The organism is Pseudomonas sp. Irchel s3h9 (assembly GCF_900187475.1).
Lineage (GTDB): Bacteria > Pseudomonadota > Gammaproteobacteria > Pseudomonadales > Pseudomonadaceae > Aquipseudomonas > Aquipseudomonas neuropathica.
On sequence record NZ_FYDH01000019.1, the window covers coordinates 124775 to 141798 of the forward strand.

General features: G+C 58.9%; 15 protein-coding genes. 6 read left to right on the forward strand and 9 right to left on the reverse strand.

Translation table 11 applies throughout. The annotated features are described in order from the left end of the window. Positions 1-19: 19 nt before the first annotated feature. Positions 20-1021 (reverse strand): FecR family protein, encoded by a 1002-nt coding sequence (locus tag CKW26_RS26455; protein ID WP_095050749.1) that lies wholly within the window; start codon positions 1019-1021, stop codon positions 20-22. A gap of 152 nt (positions 1022-1173) precedes the next feature. Here CKW26_RS26455 and CKW26_RS26460 point away from each other — a divergent pair, with 152 nt between their 5' ends. Next, a complete protein-coding gene (locus CKW26_RS26460) occupies positions 1174-1443 on the forward strand; it encodes a PepSY domain-containing protein (RefSeq protein ID WP_093432877.1) in 270 nt (89 codons plus the stop codon). A gap of 74 nt (positions 1444-1517) precedes the next feature. Here CKW26_RS26460 and CKW26_RS26465 read toward each other — a convergent pair whose 3' ends face one another. Then, a complete protein-coding gene (locus CKW26_RS26465) occupies positions 1518-6386 on the reverse strand; it encodes a dermonecrotic toxin domain-containing protein (protein ID WP_256579967.1) in 4869 nt (1622 codons plus the stop codon). A gap of 225 nt (positions 6387-6611) precedes the next feature. On the opposite strand from CKW26_RS26465, the gene CKW26_RS26470 reads away from it, so the two are divergent. Beyond that, the gene (locus CKW26_RS26470; RefSeq protein ID WP_095050750.1) at positions 6612-7652 is read left to right on the forward strand and encodes an Ldh family oxidoreductase; all 1041 of its coding nucleotides are present in this window, start codon (positions 6612-6614) and stop codon (positions 7650-7652) included. A gap of 198 nt (positions 7653-7850) precedes the next feature. Here CKW26_RS26470 and CKW26_RS26475 read toward each other — a convergent pair whose 3' ends face one another. Then, positions 7851-8168: a YqjD family protein gene (locus tag CKW26_RS26475; RefSeq protein ID WP_007917413.1), complete on the reverse strand. Its 318-nt coding sequence runs from the start codon at positions 8166-8168 to the stop codon at positions 7851-7853. A gap of 154 nt (positions 8169-8322) precedes the next feature. On the opposite strand from CKW26_RS26475, the gene CKW26_RS26480 reads away from it, so the two are divergent. Continuing rightward, a complete protein-coding gene (locus tag CKW26_RS26480; RefSeq protein ID WP_007917411.1) occupies positions 8323-8577 on the forward strand; it encodes a hypothetical protein in 255 nt (84 codons plus the stop codon). 4 nt (positions 8578-8581) lie between these two features. On the opposite strand, the gene CKW26_RS26485 is transcribed toward CKW26_RS26480, so the two are convergent. Next, entirely contained in the window at positions 8582-9490 is a 909-nt protein-coding gene (locus CKW26_RS26485; RefSeq protein WP_095050751.1) for a LysR family transcriptional regulator, read from the reverse strand. Positions 9491-9574: 84 nt separating this feature from the next. On the opposite strand from CKW26_RS26485, the gene CKW26_RS26490 reads away from it, so the two are divergent. Beyond that, entirely contained in the window at positions 9575-10498 is a 924-nt protein-coding gene (locus CKW26_RS26490; protein WP_095050752.1) for a carbon-nitrogen hydrolase family protein, read from the forward strand. 133 nt (positions 10499-10631) lie between these two features. On the opposite strand, the gene CKW26_RS26495 is transcribed toward CKW26_RS26490, so the two are convergent. From CKW26_RS26495 to CKW26_RS26510, 4 genes are all read right to left on the reverse strand, one after another. After that, a complete protein-coding gene (locus CKW26_RS26495) occupies positions 10632-11177 on the reverse strand; it encodes a GNAT family N-acetyltransferase (RefSeq protein ID WP_095050753.1) in 546 nt (181 codons plus the stop codon). Between the two features lie 53 nt (positions 11178-11230). Then, positions 11231-11704, reverse strand: a complete 474-nt coding sequence (locus CKW26_RS26500) for an LEA type 2 family protein (RefSeq protein ID WP_093432857.1) — start codon at positions 11702-11704, stop codon at positions 11231-11233. A gap of 67 nt (positions 11705-11771) precedes the next feature. Next, on the reverse strand, positions 11772-13238 hold the full coding sequence (locus tag CKW26_RS26505; protein ID WP_034156004.1) for a nucleobase:cation symporter-2 family protein: 1467 nt from the start codon (positions 13236-13238) through the stop codon (positions 11772-11774). A gap of 216 nt (positions 13239-13454) precedes the next feature. After that, on the reverse strand, positions 13455-14354 hold the full coding sequence (locus tag CKW26_RS26510; RefSeq protein WP_095050754.1) for a LysR family transcriptional regulator: 900 nt from the start codon (positions 14352-14354) through the stop codon (positions 13455-13457). Positions 14355-14453: 99 nt separating this feature from the next. Here CKW26_RS26510 and CKW26_RS26515 point away from each other — a divergent pair, with 99 nt between their 5' ends. Both CKW26_RS26515 and speB read left to right on the forward strand, forming a co-directional pair. Further along, positions 14454-15545 carry a polyamine ABC transporter substrate-binding protein gene (locus CKW26_RS26515; protein WP_095050762.1) on the forward strand — a complete coding sequence of 364 codons (1092 nt, stop codon included), beginning with the start codon at positions 14454-14456 and terminating at the stop codon, positions 15543-15545. Between the two features lie 16 nt (positions 15546-15561). Beyond that, complete coding sequence (speB, locus tag CKW26_RS26520) at positions 15562-16521, forward strand: agmatinase (RefSeq protein ID WP_095050755.1); 960 nt, start codon at positions 15562-15564, stop codon at positions 16519-16521. Positions 16522-16695: 174 nt separating this feature from the next. On the opposite strand, the gene CKW26_RS26525 is transcribed toward speB, so the two are convergent. Continuing rightward, positions 16696-17024, reverse strand: a 329-nt coding sequence (locus CKW26_RS26525) for an integrase core domain-containing protein (protein WP_141231883.1), incomplete at its 5' end; no start/stop codon positions are given.

Sequence of the window (17024 nt, forward strand, 5' to 3'; positions counted from 1 at the left end):
CCTGCAAGGGGTGCGGCCTTCAGCTTTTTGGCGGTTGTTGCGGTATCGAGTTGATCACCGGGTTACCTTCCTTGTTACGGGTCAGGTAGACCGGCAGCACTTTGGGCAGGCTGTTGGCGAGATTGTTCAGCTCTTTGATGTTGTAGATGCCACCCACGCGAATCGTACCGGTGCTGTTATCCGCCAGCTCCAATGGATTGCTCAGATAACGGTTGATCAGAGGCAGTGCTTCGCTCAGTGCCAGGTTATCAAGTACCAATTTGCCGTTGCGCCAGGCCAGCGAGGTATCACCAGGGTAGGTCTGGCTGATCTGGGGCATGTAATCGCCCTGTTTGTAGCGCGCCTGCATTGACGGGCCGAGGCGCAAACCATCGCCTGGCAACGAGCGATTGCTGGCGACCAGCACCGAACCTTCGATCAGGTTCACACGCACTTGGTCCTGATACATCCAGACATTGAAACGCGTCCCGGTGACGCGAATCCTGCCTTCGCCTGCGCGGACGACAAACGGGTGGGCCATGTCGTGGCTGACCGTAAAGAACGCTTCACCTTTTTTCAGGGTGACGCGGCGTTCGTCCTTGTAATTGCTGAAGGTCAGATCAGTGTTCAGGTTCAGTTCGAGTTGGCTACCGTCACTCAGCGTGACCTGGCGGACAGTATCGGTAGCGGCGAAATGCTGATAGCTGTTGGGCAGCCAGCCCAGATTCCAGCCGGTGTACGCCGCCAGCGGCAGGGCGAGCGCACAGACGCCGGCCGCTACAGCGAGTTGACGCCACGAGCGCGAAGCCTGACGGGCTGGCATAACCGGAATGGATTCAGGGCGCGGCAAATGTTCGGCCACCTCCCAGATTTCCAGCATGGCCTCGTACTCGAATGCATGCAGGGGATGAGCGTCGTGCCATTGCTTGAATGCACGACGTTCGGCGTCCGTGCAGTCATCGGCGTGCACCCGCATGCACCAATGCGCGGCGGCATCGGTGATCGCATCGTATTCGGCTTCCGAGAGAGTGTCTTGGGTCATTGACTCGTCCTGATTTCGCCCATTCTAACCTTGTCGGGAAGTGACCGAGAACAACCGTCATGGCATTTACCCATCAAAGTGGAACTTATTTTTCCCTCAGGCACCCAAAAAGCAGGACGACCAAGACCACTATCCACAAATGGAGAAAACAAATGATCAAGAAGACATTCGCAGCGTTGATTGCCACGGCCGGTTTGCTCAGTGCTGGCGCAGCATTGGCCGATCGGCCGGGCGCTGGCTGGGTCACCATCGAAAAAGCCATTGAGATCGTCAAGACCAAGGCCGGTTACGTCGAGGTTTACGAGATCGAAGCCGACAACGACGGCTACTGGAAAGGTGAAGGACGCAAGGCGGACGGCGTGGTTTACGAGTTCCGCATCGACGGCGCATCGGGCAATATTTTGCGCGATCAGAAGGATTGATCACGCGGTAAATACTCAGTGTGTTCTTAAAAAATGCGCCGGCCTTAGACCGGCGCATTTTTTTGTCCAGGTGGTCACGGTGACGCTTGCACTGAATCCGCCTGGCTTGAAGTCGGCGCCGGCAACGGTATCGGCGCCGTTGGCGGATCCAGTTGTCTGCCCATTTCGCTGATGAGTAAGGCGATCGAGTCAGCGTTGGCCATCACCACTTCGATGCGTGCTTCATCAGCGAGCGGATTGCGAAAGGCTTTACGTGCCTCTGCAAGGTTTCTGGTTTTGGTCAGACTGAGGACTTTTTTGTAGACATCGGCCTGCTCCGGCAACTGATCCAGATCTACCCACAGCCCTTGCTCATTCCTGTTCGCGAATAACTGTTCGGGCGCAGCGGAGCGTGACAAGGATTTACGATAACGTTCCAGACCCGTTTTGAGCTGTTGCCCGTCCGCGGTGGTGGTATCGATAAGGTCGGGGTATGGACTCATCGCCTCTACGGAGACGAAATCTTCGCTATCGTTGATCAGGTGCGACAGTTCGTGCAGCAGCGTGATCGCGCGAGCATGGGAATCAACATTGAACCTGGGCGGCAAGAAAGCGGTGTAGACATCCAGTTTCGGATTGAAAAAATGCTCGGTGAAGTGCACGACTTTTCGCCGGTCTTCCTTGAAGACAAAGGCAACCGTGTCATCGTCGTAGCGCGCATTGAGGCCAGCGAAAAAACGCTCTGTGTAAAGCAAGTCATCCTTTGGGTCCGTCAGTTCGCGGCAAATCGGCAGGATCACCTTCTCGATTTTCTTCAGCAGCATCGGCGTGACCTGTCGCACGTCGAAAAAATCTTTGAGGACCGTTTCCACACGAGTGCCCCCGAGGTTGTCGCGATGTTCGACGAAGTTATACAGGCAATACAACGCGTAGTTTCTTGCCCGGGTAACCGCTTGCTGAATCACGAAGGCTCTGGCGGGATATCTGCGGTTGATCTCTGCCATCCCTCGCGCCTGGATCAGCATCAGAATTGAACAGTGCTGCTCCACTCTGGTTTGCAGAGCCAGGGGCCTCCTCGATCGACAGCGATGCACGGCCTGACTGGCGTGGGCAAGCACCAGTCGTGAGTTTTTCTGCTCAAGCGCCGGCCCACGGCCCCCGTCTTTTTTGCGCAAGTACCAGGCTTTTTCGGCCTGGATCACCGGATAAACCTTGCCGGCAATCGTTGCATATTTGTGCGTGCTGGATGAATCCCCGTAAACCAGCTTATTGCTATCAAGTGTGAGGCTGTCGAGTGCGGTGGTCGTTTCATAAGACTGCAAGTTCGCGCGGGAGGTGGTAATCGGTGGGACTTTTGACCAGCGAGCGGCGGTTTTTTCCGTGGTGTTCGCGCCGGTTTCGGCAACATTTGATCCAGTGGCCTGCGCCCCGGAGGCAAATTCGGCCGTTTGCGTCTCTGCCTCTGTTTCCCAGGACAGCCGACCCAGACTAAACAGAGATAACGCCCCGGCGATAAAGCCTTTCAGAGCGTTGGCCCAATGATGATCCTGAAGGTTTTCGGCGGACTCCTTGAAGTCGTTGTAGCTTTTCCAGAGAAAAAACAACGAGGCGATTTTCCCCGACAAGAGATGGGGAACCAGGCGCACACCGTGACTGAACAGGGACTTCGCGGTTTCCCAATCGGCTTGTGCGTTGATCTGCGGCTGGCACGCGAGCAGTTGCGCTAGAAGGCTGATCGTGTCCTTGTGCAAATGCTCCAGCAGATTGCCGGTGATGGGCATGCTGTGAAGTTTGATTTCACTGGTCTTGCCAATCGTCGTGTTCAGCAGATCCTTGAAGACGGCTTGTTGCCCGGAAGGCAGGCGCCGGATGACCAGGTCCTGAAAATGCCCCGGTGTATTCAAGGCCTCGATCAATTGCGCCTCGTCCTCGAATTCACGAAATACGAACCGCGAGTAAGGTGCGTAGAGCACGCGTGGCCCTGTATGTCCCGCCCCGGGGCCAATGACATAAAGTCCGAGGGCGTCGACGAAATCGCTACCGGTGGTCTTGATCAATGACAGCGGGCAAGCACTGGCGTGAGCGCCCTCTACGGTGGCGCGCGCTACGCCGTCGGGCATGTCCAGAACCTGGCAAACGTAGTCGAAACCGCTTTGCGACAACTGTTGTTGCAACTTCAAGGCGTGCGCGTGCTGCATCAACTGCCACGGCAACTGACGGATGAAACGTGCTTTGCTGGTGCGTGCCGGCTCAGTGTCGGATGAGAGCGCCTCGGTGACTTTCCGGGTGTAGGCGGTGGTGATGTCGAGGGATTGCAGCAGTTGCTGAACCGCAGACTGATCGAGCGTTGCTGGCAAAGCGCTGGCGATGGTCGAGGCGACCTTGAACCCGGTGTCCTGCACGATGTTGTAGTGATGCAAGGCAAAATCGAGCAGGTTGCAGGGCGGGCCTGCCAGCGTGAGATTCGGGGTGATCTGGATCTGCTTTGGTTTGAGATCAGTGCCAGGGAATCGGGCGTCGAGCAGTGTTTTCAGCGTCTGCTCCACATGGCTGGCTAAAGCGGGGACGTCGTGGAGAAAATCCTTGCCATCGATAACGCTGCGCCGCACTTCATCCAGCAGTGCCAGTTGTGTGCGTTGTTCTGTGACCGGCGCTATGCGTAACCAGTCAGGGAAGTCCTGCTGGCGGACGAAAGCCCGGGCCAGGTCGATGGCCCGGCGCAAGTTGGTATCGATGGAGGTGTTTGTTATTTGAGTAAGGAAACTGGCGAGTACGTCCTTGTCCGTGATGCAAACGCGTAATGCCTCACAATGGGCCAGGAAGTGTTCAATGGCCGATTGCATGCGATCGTTCAACACGTTGCCTTCAATCAACTGGAACGGGTCCAGTGTGTATTGTTGATCCAGCTGATAGTGCGCCGTTGGCAGATTTTCCAGCAGTGTCTGAGACTGGTTGTTGTTGTCCAGGCGCTGTTGCAGTTGCTTCTGCGCGATGGCGATGTCGTTGAACGATTCCAGACCCATGGCCGGCGTCCACAGGATCGCACGCCCGGAATGCTCGACGTCCATGCCTCCGCGCTCGGTCAACAGTACGCAATGCGCAAGCGACAGTGCATCGGCTTTGCCTGCGCAGGTAACGCTGAGCGACCAGGCATCCGGCCGGAAGCCATTGAGTGACTGACGATCCCTGCGTGTGGCGTATTTTGCATCGAACACGGCATCGATAATCTTTCGCTCGGCCGTCTGCCAGGAACCGCTGAGGTTCCTTATGTGTGCCTCAGCGCGCACGCCATCCTCAAAGGCCTGTGCCAGTTTCCATCGAATACCTTCGAGAAACACGCGTTGTTCGGCGTTGCTCGTGGTCGGCTGATCCTTGAAGTGACTGCCGAGATTCTCCTCGGCGCGTTCAAGCTTTATCGCCAGTTGCCTGGCCTTGTCGGTCTGCACCCGTGACGAGAGCGGCGCACTTGAAAACAACGGTCGGGTACTCCAGCGCTCGTTGACGTCGAGCTTGAGCAGACGTTCATGAATCATCGAACGGATATCCAGCGCTTTGTCGAAAAGCGCATGGATGTCGGTTGTGCGTTCACTCTGGCGGAAGAGCTGCAAGACGAATTCAATGTTTTGCCGTTGTTTGGTGAGGATCGCTTCAAACAGCGTGCTGATGATGTCGCCGCCGATGTTTTCCCCGGATACTTGCGCGTGGGCAAATCCGAGATAGCGATTGCGCTCCTCCAGGTTCATCAGTCCGTACAGCTCGTCTTCATGGCCGGCGGCATTGAGTTTGGCGGTCAGCGTCTGTTTGAGATCGGCGTAGTTGGTGAGGACTTGCAAGCCTTGGGTAGGGGTGTAGAGATAAGCCTTGTCATGGTTGATCATCAGCGACCCGGCCAGTTCGATGTAGGCGGTGTCCTCGCGCAAACACACGGTTTCGAAGTTGGGCCGCCGGGACGCCACATTCGGTTCGCGGATCACGCTGTGCAAGGCGTCGAATTCAGTGGCAGACAGGATTTCCGCTTCGCGCTTGAGCATCAGATCTGCACGCATTTGATCCTTTAACGCCTGGCTGAAGTATGTGCGCCTGGGCGAGCCCTCGAATGCCGCGGCATTCCAGTAGGCCTCTAGCTGTCGAAACAGCAGCATGGTCAGTCGTCCCGATGCGGACTTGATCGCATCGCCCCAGGCGGTCTGGTCAGCCGCCTGGCTTGCGCGGGCCGAGTGGGAGAATTCCGCTGTCTGGCCGCGCGGCCAGCCCTGACGGCGAAAGTGCAGCAGCAGCGCTTCACTCAATGACAGCGAACTGACCCATTGCCTCATCTCCGCGGACATCGGGGCGCTGTCGAGGTAAAAACCGACGCGGGTGCGCGACTGCGGTAAATCGCCAAAATGCGGTTCGAGCAGTTCGCCGAGAATGTTCTCCAGCAAAGTGGCGAGCGACGGCAGACGTTTCAGCTCATCCAGCACATCGCGGGCGCAGGTGTCCTGAGACTGGCTGATCGCCGCTTTTTGATCGTCAAACACATCACCTTCGATGGTTTCGCGGGTGAGGGTGATGCCGCGTTTCTCTACCAGTTCCTTGCGCAGCAAGACACTGAGAAAGGCCAACAGATCATCGGTTTCTTCAGCGTTATCGAGGCGTGTTTGCAGCGCGTCCATCAGCGTCTGGTAATCGCTGTATTTTTTCAGACCGTCGTAAGGTGTGTACAAAAACACGCCATGGTCATCCGGCCCAGTGCCGAGAATAAAACTGCCGGGCAGGGGGATGGCGAGTTGCTTGTCGGCGTTTAGCAGAATGCGTTCGGCGAGCATGGGCGGGGTTTGTTCGCTGCGCAGGGCGTGGGTCGCCAGTTGCACATGTGCGAGCCAGCTGAAATCTTTGCTGTTGAGGCCGTGGGTCCGACCCAGGCTGGCATGCCGGCCCGGGGATTTGAGTATCTCGGGGAATAGCAGGAGGCTGGACATCATTGGAACTCTGAACGGGGCGCCGTGGGCGGGGAGTTCAAGAGTAGGTACGCAGGTCGCTGTGCAGGCGGTACATAGTTACCGCACACGTCGAGTTGAAATGTGCCATGAGCCAACGCCCGTCATCGCCAATCCAAGGGTTGACAGCCGACAGCTGTGGCATGGTTAATCGGCGGGCAAGTCGTCCGTACGCTGTTGTTCCCTCCAATAATCATTCTGGAGCTTCAGATGTCTGCGCCACACGATCATGTGTCCTCTGCTGTCTCGTCCTCGTTGTCTCTTGAAGCGCTGACGCAACTGCTTGAAACGATTTTTCTGCGCCACGGCACCTCCGCCGAAGTCGCCCGAGTGCTGGCCGCCAACTGCGCCGGCGCCGAGCGCGATGGTGCCCACAGCCATGGCGTGTTCCGCATGCCCGGGTATGTCTCGACCCTGAACAGCGGCTGGGTCAACGGCCAGGCGGTGCCGCAAGTCGAAGATGTCGCTTCCGGTTTTGTGCGTGTCGATGCTGGCAACGGTTTCGCCCAACCGGCACTGGCCGCCGCCCGGTCGTTGCTGGTGGAGAAGGCGCGTAGTGCCGGGATTGCCGTGTTGGCGATTCGCAACTCGCATCATTTCGCCGCGTTGTGGCCGGACGTCGAGCCATTTGCCGACGAAGGGCTGGTGGCGCTGAGCGTGGTCAACAGCATGACCTGCGTGGTGCCGCACGGCGCCGACCGGCCGCTGTTCGGCACCAATCCGATTGCGTTCGCCGCGCCACGGGCCGGCGCCGCGCCGATTGTCTTCGACCTGGCCACCAGCGCAATCGCCCATGGCGACGTGCAGATCGCTGCGCGCAAAGGCGAGCGGTTGCCCGCCGGAATGGGCGTGGACAGCCTCGGTCAGCCGACTCAGGATCCCAAGGCGATTCTCGAGGGCGGGGCGTTGCTGCCGTTTGGTGGGCATAAAGGTTCGGCGCTGTCGATGATGGTTGAGCTGCTGGCGGCCGCATTAACGGGAGGGAATTTTTCTTTCGAGTTCGATTGGGCCAATCATCCCGGGGCGAAGACGCCGTGGACCGGGCAATTGTTGATCGTCATCGACCCGAGCAAAGCCGCCGGGCAGAGTTTTGCCGAGCGCAGTGGTGAGCTGGTGCGGCAGATGCACAGTGTCGGCCTCAAGCGGTTGCCGGGCGATCGCAGGCATTGGCAGCGCAGCAAGTCGCTGGCTGAGGGCATCGTGCTGGATGCACAGACGCTGGCGCAGTTGCGTGAACTGGCGGGGGCGTGATCAAAGATCAAAAGCCCCTCACCCTAGCCCTCTCCCCGAGGGAGAGGGGACTGACCGCGGTGAATGGGGGATGTGCGCCGACGTGAAAGATCGAGTTGAGCTCAGGTTCTGAAAGCCCGGAACTGGTTCAAAGCCGGCAAAAATACGCAGGCATAAAAAAGGCGAACCCAGCGGGTTCGCCTTTTTTGTGTGCCTGACTCAGCGACGGCCGAGCAGCAAGCCAACCACCAGACCGAAACCGGCGGAGATCGCCACGGTCTGCCACGGATGACCGCCAATATAGCTCTCGGTGGCATCGACCGCCGGTTTGGTGCGATCACGTACGCTCGACACCGAATCCAGCGCCTGTTGCAGTTTCAGGGCGATTTGTCCGCGCAGCGTTTCCGCTTCCTCGCCGACCAGTGAGGCGCTGCTCTTGAGCAGTTTGTCGGACTCTTGGATCAGAGCCTGAAGTTCGCTGAAGGCCTGATCCTTAATTTGATCTTCGGCGGCTTGCACGGCGGATTTGCGGGCCATTGGGTGACTCCTTGCAGTTGAATGGACAGTGATCAATGGAGTGTGGCGCTTGCTGAAAAGTTGCACTGAATTTAGGTCAGAAATAAAAACCTGCGCGGGAGATTTCCGTCGAGCGTGTAAGATGTCGCCATTTTACGCAGCAGGATAATTCCCCATGAGTTTCAATCTGGCCGACAAGTCACTCGCAGAGCGCGCTGCGCTGGAAGACGAGAAATCCCGTCTGTTCGAACTCTGGCAGAACAATCTGGGCAAAGCCAAAGGCGAAGCCGCGCGTTTGTTCGGCGAGCGTGGCAAGCGCAAAGGCAAATGGGCCGAGTGGGTCCGCGCGGAACTGGACGGCATGTCGCCACCAGAATTCGCCAACATGGTGCGCAGTGAAGTCAATCGCCTGATGGCCGCGAACAAGTAACGCTTCAGGTGAACGTCGCGGCAATCGCTTCGCGGACTTTGACCACCACCGGATCGATCTGCGTGCTGGTACGCCAGCCCAGTTCGATCGGATAACGCGGCAGCTTCAGCGGGCAGGGCAGCAGCGCCAAGCCGCTGAGCTCAGCAATACTTTCGGCGGCATGCGTCGGAATTGTCGCCACCGCCCGACTGCCCTTAAGCAAATACGGCAGCGCGGCGAAATGCGTGGTCGACGCGCAGACCCGTCGAGTCAGGCCCAGCGTCGCCAAGCCCTCATCGGTGATCCCGATAAAGCCGCCGGACGACACCAGGATGTGCTCGCGGTCGACAAACTCCTCAAGATCGATCTGCTGCTGACCGGGCGCAAGGCTCGCCGGATCGACCAGACATGCATAACCGCCTTCGCCCAACACCTGACGGCTGAGCAAGCGCTCGGCAAAGCCTCCGGCCGTAATCGCCAGATCGATGCTGCGCTCCATCAGCGCGCGGGCGACGATCTGGCTATGAGTCTGACGAAAGATCAGGCGCAACTTCGGAGCGCTGCGGGCAATTTCCTCGATCAGGCGGCGACCGTAGGCAATTTCGAAATCATCCGACAGTCCTACGGTGACCGAGCGGCCATCGTACTGGTTGGCCGCCGGGTCGACCATCGCCAGGCTTTGCCGGCACTTGTTCAGCGCTTCGCTGACCACCGGTTTCAATTGATTGGCTTTGAGCGTTGGTGCCAGGCCGCGCCCGGTACGCACGAACAATTGATCGCCGTAGACCTCGCGCAAGCGGCGCAGCGCCGCACTGACCGCCGATTGTGTCACCCCCAGTCGCAATGCCGCGCGGCTGGCACTGGACTCTTCATGCAGGGCTTCCAAGACTTTCAGCAGGTTGAGGTCGACCGTGGCGATATTCATTTGGCTCATATCATTCAGCAGTGAATGGGGCTTTATTCATGATCGCGTGGCGCCGCAGAATCGGCAACCACTGAACCTCATGGAGTTATCGCGATGGCCAAATCAATTGTTGCTGCGCTGCAAATCGGCGCTTTGCCCGAAGGCAAAAGCGCGACCCTGGAGCAGATTCTGAGTTGGGAGGGCGCGATCATCGAGGCTGGCGCGGCATTGGTGGTGATGCCGGAAGCGCTGTTGGGTGGTTATCCGAAAGGCGAGGGCTTCGGCACGCAATTGGGTTATCGCCTGCCCGAGGGGCGCGAAGCCTATGCCCGATATTTTGCCAATGCGATCGATGTGCCGGGTGCCGAAACGCAAGCGCTCGCCGGTCTGTCGGCGCGCACCGGGGCCAATCTGGTGATCGGCGTGATTGAACGGGCTGGCAGCACGTTGTATTGCACGGCGCTGTATTTCGACCCGCAGGCTGGTCTCGTCGGCAAACATCGCAAACTGATGCCCACCGGCACCGAACGGTTGATCTGGGGCAAGGGCGACGGCTCGACCTTGCCGGTGTTCGACAGTCAGGTTGGCAAGCTCGGCGCGGTGGTGTGCTGGGAAAACATGATGCCTCTGCTGCGCACGGCGATGTACGCCAAAGGCATCGAAGTCTGGTGCGCACCGACCGTCGACGAGCGCGAGATGTGGCAGGTCAGCATGCGCCACATCGCTCATGAAGGCCGTTGCTTTGTGGTCAGCGCCTGTCAGGTGCAAGCGTCACCGAATGAACTGGGCGTGGAGATTGCCAACTGGCCGGCGGATCGCCCGTTGATTGCCGGGGGGAGCGTGATTGTCGGGCCGATGGGCGATGTGCTGGCAGGGCCGTTGCGCAGCGAGGCGGGGTTGCTCACGGCGCAAATTGACACCGATGAACTGGTGCGTGCGCGCTATGACTACGATGTGGTCGGGCACTACGCGCGGCCGGATGTGTTTGAGCTGTCAGTGGATGAACGGGCCAAACCTGGGGTGCGTTTCAACACATAACCCACTGGCTGACACAAAAACTGTAGGAGTGAGCCTGCTCGCGATAGCAATCTGTCAGTCAACGATTATGGTGTCTGGCAGACCGCCATCGCGAGCAGGCTCACTCCTACAATGGATTTTTTTGTCTGCAGGGTCAGTGGCGCTCCAGCCATTCTTTCCGGGTGATTTCCCAGATTTCCCGTGGAAAACGCCCACCGACGAAATCATCTTCATCGGTCCAGATCAAGCGCATCCCGGCGCGCTCCGAGAGTCTGCGCGAGCCGGTATTCGGCGCCGCTTTCGGCACACGCATCAGCGGGCGTTGAAGTACGTTGAACCAGTAATCGGTCACCGCTGCGCTCGCTTCGGTCATAAAGCCCTGACCTTGCCACGCCGGTGTCAGCCAGAATCCACGGTGGTTGTCAGTTTGATCCATCAGGCTGATGTTGCCGATCAACTGTTCGGGCGCGGACTTGCGGCGAATCGACCAGTGCCATTCCTTGCCCGCCGCCACGGCCGGCAAGGCAACATCGCGCAAATAGGTGAGGGCGCCGTCCTCGGGATACGGCCATGGCACCGCCGCGTTCAGATAACGCACCACATCCCAGTGGGGAAACAGTTGCTGCACGGCGTCGGCATCGGCCAGTTGCAACGGGCGCAGGATCAGTCGTTCGGTGTACAGCGTCGGTGTGTCTTCCATAAACCTGCAGCCTCCCTGAATGCCTTTAATGAACGGAGCAGGCTAACGCATTTTTACCAGGTCGCGGCAGTGGCCTTGGGCAGGCTGAGCTTGCCGCTGTCGACAAAGCGCATGGTGCCAAACAGACCGCCGGCAAGCTTGCCGCGCAGCACATAGGGCAGATTATCGAGGGTTTGTGTCTGGCTCAGGCCCAAGGTCTGGCGCAGTACCGAGAACGCCGAGATGCTGACCGGCACGCTGACAATGGTTTCGGAGAAGCGTGGGATCGAACCGCTCTGATCGCTGACACCCGAGGCCAGTGAATGACCGTTGACCTCCAGATCCAGCGCGATGCCGTTGTAGTCGATGGCCGTCTCATTGGGGTTCTGTACGCGAATCTTGATGGCGAAGCGCACTTCCAGATCCTGGCTTGGCAACGGTTCGAGGCCGACTACGTTGATGTTCACCGGATCACGGTTGGGGAATAGCGCACAGGCACTGAGGGACAGCAGGAGCAGTGACAGAATGACGGCTTGAAAACGGCGCATAAACGGTCTCTCAACAAAAAAGGGCTGAACCGTCGCCGGCTCAGCCCTTTCTATTGAAGGCCAGACGTTAGCGGTTCAACTGTGCGACAGCCGCCGCTGGGGCAGGTTCACCTTTGGCCGGCATGTCCGGGTTTTCCATGACCTGAAGAATAGAAGCTTCCGGGTCGAAATCGTCTTCTTCCAGCTCAATGAATTCTTCCGGCAGGAAGATGTTCAGCACGATAGCGCACAACGCGCCGACGGTGATCGGCGATTCGAAGATGTTGCGCAGCGCTTGCGGCAGTTCGCGCAACACTTCCGGCACCGCCGCGATACCCAGGCCCATGCCCAGCGAAATCGCCACGATTAGCATGTTGCGCCGATGCAGACCGGCTTCGGCGAGGATCTTGATCCCGGCCACCGCCACAGTGCCGAACATCACCAGTTCGGCGCCGCCGAGTACCGGTTTCGGCATCAGTTGCAACACCGCGCCGATCATCGGGAACAGCCCCAGCAGCACCAGCAGACCGGCAATGAAGAAGGCCACGTAACGGCTGGCCACGCCGGTGAGCTGAATCACGCCGTTGTTCTGCGCGAAGGTCACCATTGGCATGCTGTTGAACACGGCGGCCATGGCCGAGTTGAGGCCGTCGGCGAGCAGGCCGGACTTGATCCGCCGGATGTAGAGCGGGCCTTTGACCGGTTGCCGGGAAATCATCGAGTTGGCGGTCAGGTCACCCGCGGCCTCCAGCGGCGACACGAGGAAAATCACCGCCACTGGCACGAACGCCACCCAGTCGAAGTTGAAACCGTACTTGAACGGCACTGGCACGCTGACCAGCGGCACCTCTGGCATCGAGGCGAAATCCACGGTGCCCATCAGCCATGCGACTACGTAGCCAAGGGTCAGGCCGATAACGATCGCGCCCAAGCGCAGAAACGGCACGTCGACGCGGTTCAACACGACGATGGTGCCGATCACCAGCGCCGCCAGAAACACATGGCTGGCTGCGCCCAAGTCAGGCGCGCCGAAACCGCCGGCGATGTCGGTCATCGCCACTTTGATCAGCGACAGCCCCATCAGCGTGATGATGGTGCCGGTGACCACCGGGGTGATCAACATGCGCAGTTTGCCGATGAACTGGCTCAGCACCACCTCGATGAACGCGGCAAAAAAGCACACACCGAAGATCGTCGAGAGGATTTCATCGGTGCCGCCACCGCGCGCCTTGACCATGAACCCGGCGCTGAGAATCACGCTGATAAAGGAAAAACTGGTGCCTTGCAGACACAACAACCCCGAACCGACCGGGCCGAAACGCTTGGCTTGCACAAAGGTGCCAAGCCCGGAAACGAACAGCGCCATGCTGATCAGGTAGGGAATTTCACTTTGCAGACCGAGGGCGCCGCCCATGATCAGGGTCGGGGTGATGATGCCGACGAAGCTAGCCAGCACGTGTTGCAGTGCGGCAAACACTGTGGCGGTCAGGTGCGGACGATCGTTGAGGCCGTAAATCAGGTCGTTGTTGCGCGGGGCTTTTTCAGAGGCGGTCATGGTGTTTTGCGCGCCGCGAGGCGGGGCCGGGTCAGAAAATGGAGGCGCAGAATGCCGGAAGAGGGCGGTAAGGGCAACGAGCAATAACTGCCTGAAAGGTCAGGTTTTATGGGTCGCTATCAGCAAACTCCCCTGTAGGAGCTGTCGAGTGAAACGAGGCTGCGATCTTTTAAGATCAAATGATCGTCCGATCGCGGCCCGAGCCTGCGGCAGCTCCTACACGAGATTGAATGCGCTCAGTAAATCCTCTTCAAAAGCTTTTTGCGCATCCCCCGGCACCTGCGCCCGATGCCGGGCCAGATGAAAGTCGACTTCGAAACTCAACTCGCCCTCACGGATCGGCTTCAGTAGGCCCTTCGCTTGCCAGCTCCGCGCATAGTGATCCGGCAGATACCCCACGTGTTTACCCGACAAAATGAAGGTCAGCGTGCCTTCCACCTGTTCCGAGCGCGCCGAGCAGACCTTGCCCTGAAACGGCTCGTCACTGCGAAAAAATCGATAGGGGTGATCGACTCGGTCGCAGGCCTGCAACGCGGCATCGCTGGGTGCGTAATCAGTGAACAATGGATGGCCAGCAGCGCAGTACAAATGCTGGGTTTCGCTGAACAACTGGCGATAGTCGAAGGCACTTTGCACCTGCGAAAAATAGCCGATCGCCAAGTCCAGCCGCTGTTGCAACAGCAGCCGTTCCATTTCGCCGGGCATGGCGCTGATCAGTTCGATGCGCACCGACTCATCACGCTCGCGAAAACGCCGGATCGCCGCCGCCACCCGTTGCAGCACCGACTGATCGACCGACTCGGAAATCCCCAGGCGCACTTCACCGATCAAGCGCCCGGCGACGCCGTTGGATTGATGGCGGAACGTTTCAATCGATTCAAACAGCGTGCGCACCGCGATCAGCAACTGCTCGCCCTTGGGCGTGACACTGAAACCGCCCTTGCCACGGCTGCACAGACGATAGCCGAGGCGAGTTTCGAGTTTAGCCATTTGCTGGCTGATGCTCGACTGGCTCAGGCCCAGATCACCCTGGGCTGCACTGAAACCACCGCACTCGACCACCCGCACAAACAGGCGCAACAGCTGCAAATCCACGTCGTGGAGTTGACCCAACATCACATTACTCCGGGGTAAAGTCAGGATAATTATTCGACTATTTTTCTAATGTATCCGACGGCGCATCCTGCAACCACTTCCTCCGGTCAGGTGTTCGTCATGGCTCCCGTGTTCAAGCTGTGTTTCCCCGCGCTTTTGTTGTCGGTGGCTGTTCAGGCTCAGGCCGAGGACAAGACACTCAATCTCTACAGCTGGGCCGATTACGTGCCGCCGCCAACCCTGCAACGGTTTGAGCAGGAAACCGGTATTCATGTGCGTTACGACACCTTTGATACTTCCGAGGTGCTGGAGACCAAGTTGCTCACCGGCGGCAGTGGTTATGACGTGGTGGTGCCGTCGTCCAGCGTTCTGGCCCGTGGACTTGCGGCGGGTGCCTTGAAAGAAATTCCTCATGAGGGCCTCAAGGGCTACGCCAATCTTGATCCGGATTTGCTGGAGAAAATCGCCGCTGTCGACCCCGGCAATCGCTATGGTGTGCCGTACACCTGGGGCACGCTGGGTCTGGGCATGAACGTCGAGGCCGTGAAGCAGCGTCTGCCTGACGTACCGCTGAACAGCCTCGACCTGCTGTTCAAACCGGAGAACGCCAGCAAGCTCAAGGACTGCGGCATCGCGATCCTCGATTCGCCGCAGGAGGTCATCGGTCTGGCCCTGCATTACCTGGGCAAGGATCCCTACAGCACCGACAAAAACGACTTGGCCGCCGCCGAGGCGTTGTTGCAGAAACTCCAGCCGTCGGTGCTCTATGTCGCCAGCGGCCGGCAGATCAATGACTTGGCCAGCGGCAACGTGTGCCTCGCGCTGACCTACAACGGCGACGCGAGCATGGCCGCTGATCAGGCACACAAGGCTAATAAACCGTACGAAGTGGCCTACCGCATTCCCAAGGAAGGCACGCTGGTGTGGCAGGACAATCTGGCCATTCCCAAAGACGCGCCGCACCCCGAAGCCGCACGGGCGTTCATCGAATTCATGCTGCGCCCCGATTCCGTGGCCGAACTGACCAACACACTGTTTTTTGCCACCGCCAACCAAGCCGCCACGCCGTTGGTGGATGAGGCCGTGCGTAACGATCCCGACATCTATCCGCCGAGCGAAGTGCGCGCGCGGCTGTATGCCGATCGCAGCATGAGCCTCAAAGACATGCGTCAGCGTACGCGTCTGTGGACCACTTTCCGTAGCCACCAATAACCACAGGAGCCCCACGATGGATGTGCCTATGCAAAACGATCAGGCCATGACCCGCGACAGCCTCTACGGCACCGCCGCCGAAAGTACTTACGCCGGCATTACCAGTTTCATGCGTCGGCGCTACAGCCGTGACTTGCGCGGCGTCGATGTCGCGGTCAGCGGCGTGCCGTTCGACACCGCCACCAGCAACCGTCCCGGCGCCCGCTTCGGACCACGCGGGATTCGCGCCGCTTCCACCGGGATTGCCTGGGAACGCCACTGGCCGTGGACGTTTGACCCGTTCGATCATCTGGCGGTCATCGATTATGGCGACTGCGATTTCGATTTCGGCGCGCCACACAGCATTCCGCAAAGCATCGAAGCTCACGCCGAGCACATTCTGACCGCTGGCAGCGCGATGCTGACGTTTGGCGGTGACCACTTCATCAGCTACCCGCTGCTCAAGGCCCACGCGCGCGAACATGGGACGTTGTCGCTGATTCACTTCGATGCGCACAGCGACACCTGGCCGGACGAAGAGGGCAAACGGGTCGATCATGGCACCATGTTCTGGCACGCCGCTCGGGAAGGGCTGGTGGATCCGGCAAGCTCGGTGCAGATCGGCTTGCGCACGACCAATGACGATCATATGGGGTTTCAGGTACTCGATGCCCGGCAGGTGCATCGGCGTGGTTGCGACGCCATTGTCGAAGCCATCCGCGCGCGGGTTGGCGATAACCCGGTGTACCTGACGTTCGATATTGATTGCCTCGATCCGGCGTTTGCACCGGGCACCGGCACGCCGGTGTGCGGCGGCTTGAGCACCGCGCAAGCGCTGGAGATTCTTGGCGGTTTACGCGGCATCAATCTGGTCGGGATGGACGTGGTGGAAGTCGCCCCGGCTTACGACCACGCCGACGTTACCTCACTGGCCGCTGCCACACTGGCGATGGAAATGCTCTGCCTCTACGCCGCCCGCCACAAGGTTGATATTTAACCCGCGCACCATAACCCCTGTGGGAGCGAGCCTGCTCGCGAAGGCGTCAGTTCAGCCAACATCTTTGTTGACTGACCCGCCGCTTTCGCGAGCAGGCTCGCTCCCACAATGGGATTTTATTCCCTTGATCTGGTCAAACGATACTGGACACGGTTATAGGGTTTAGGTCATTTCTCATGCTGCCAAGGCTTCCATTGCTACCGGAGTCCGATATCCGTTGTAACTGTGCAGCCTGATCCGATTGTAATAGTGGGTCAGGTAGCGCAACACATCGGTGCTGGCTTCGTCTTCGTTTCGGTAACCAGCCTTGGGTATCCATTCAGATTTCAAACTGCCAAAGAAACGTTCCATCGGAGCGTTATCCCAGCAGTTTCCCCGTCGACTCATGCTTTGTTTTATGCGCATGTCCGCCAGCGTTTCACGAAACACTTTACTGCTGTAATGACAGCCCTGATCCGAATGGAACATTAGGTTTTCAGGGCGTCCTCGCGACTCGAAAGCCA

What these genes read in the sequence shown, in the direction of transcription:
- CKW26_RS26455 (WP_095050749.1), bottom strand. Translation starts at nt 1,021, where the DNA reads ATGACCCAAGACACTCTCTCGGAAGCCGAATACGATGCGATCACCGAT.
- CKW26_RS26460 (WP_093432877.1), top strand. Translation starts at nt 1,174, where the DNA reads ATGATCAAGAAGACATTCGCAGCGTTGATTGCCACGGCCGGTTTGCTC.
- CKW26_RS26465 (WP_256579967.1), bottom strand. Translation starts at nt 6,386, where the DNA reads ATGATGTCCAGCCTCCTGCTATTCCCCGAGATACTCAAATCCCCGGGC.
- CKW26_RS26470 (WP_095050750.1), top strand. Translation starts at nt 6,612, where the DNA reads ATGTCTGCGCCACACGATCATGTGTCCTCTGCTGTCTCGTCCTCGTTG.
- CKW26_RS26475 (WP_007917413.1), bottom strand. Translation starts at nt 8,168, where the DNA reads ATGGCCCGCAAATCCGCCGTGCAAGCCGCCGAAGATCAAATTAAGGAT.
- CKW26_RS26480 (WP_007917411.1), top strand. Translation starts at nt 8,323, where the DNA reads ATGAGTTTCAATCTGGCCGACAAGTCACTCGCAGAGCGCGCTGCGCTG.
- CKW26_RS26485 (WP_095050751.1), bottom strand. Translation starts at nt 9,490, where the DNA reads ATGAGCCAAATGAATATCGCCACGGTCGACCTCAACCTGCTGAAAGTC.
- CKW26_RS26490 (WP_095050752.1), top strand. Translation starts at nt 9,575, where the DNA reads ATGGCCAAATCAATTGTTGCTGCGCTGCAAATCGGCGCTTTGCCCGAA.
- CKW26_RS26495 (WP_095050753.1), bottom strand. Translation starts at nt 11,177, where the DNA reads ATGGAAGACACACCGACGCTGTACACCGAACGACTGATCCTGCGCCCG.
- CKW26_RS26500 (WP_093432857.1), bottom strand. Translation starts at nt 11,704, where the DNA reads ATGCGCCGTTTTCAAGCCGTCATTCTGTCACTGCTCCTGCTGTCCCTC.
- CKW26_RS26505 (WP_034156004.1), bottom strand. Translation starts at nt 13,238, where the DNA reads ATGACCGCCTCTGAAAAAGCCCCGCGCAACAACGACCTGATTTACGGC.
- CKW26_RS26510 (WP_095050754.1), bottom strand. Translation starts at nt 14,354, where the DNA reads ATGTTGGGTCAACTCCACGACGTGGATTTGCAGCTGTTGCGCCTGTTT.
- CKW26_RS26515 (WP_095050762.1), top strand. Translation starts at nt 14,454, where the DNA reads ATGGCTCCCGTGTTCAAGCTGTGTTTCCCCGCGCTTTTGTTGTCGGTG.
- speB (WP_095050755.1), top strand. Translation starts at nt 15,562, where the DNA reads ATGGATGTGCCTATGCAAAACGATCAGGCCATGACCCGCGACAGCCTC.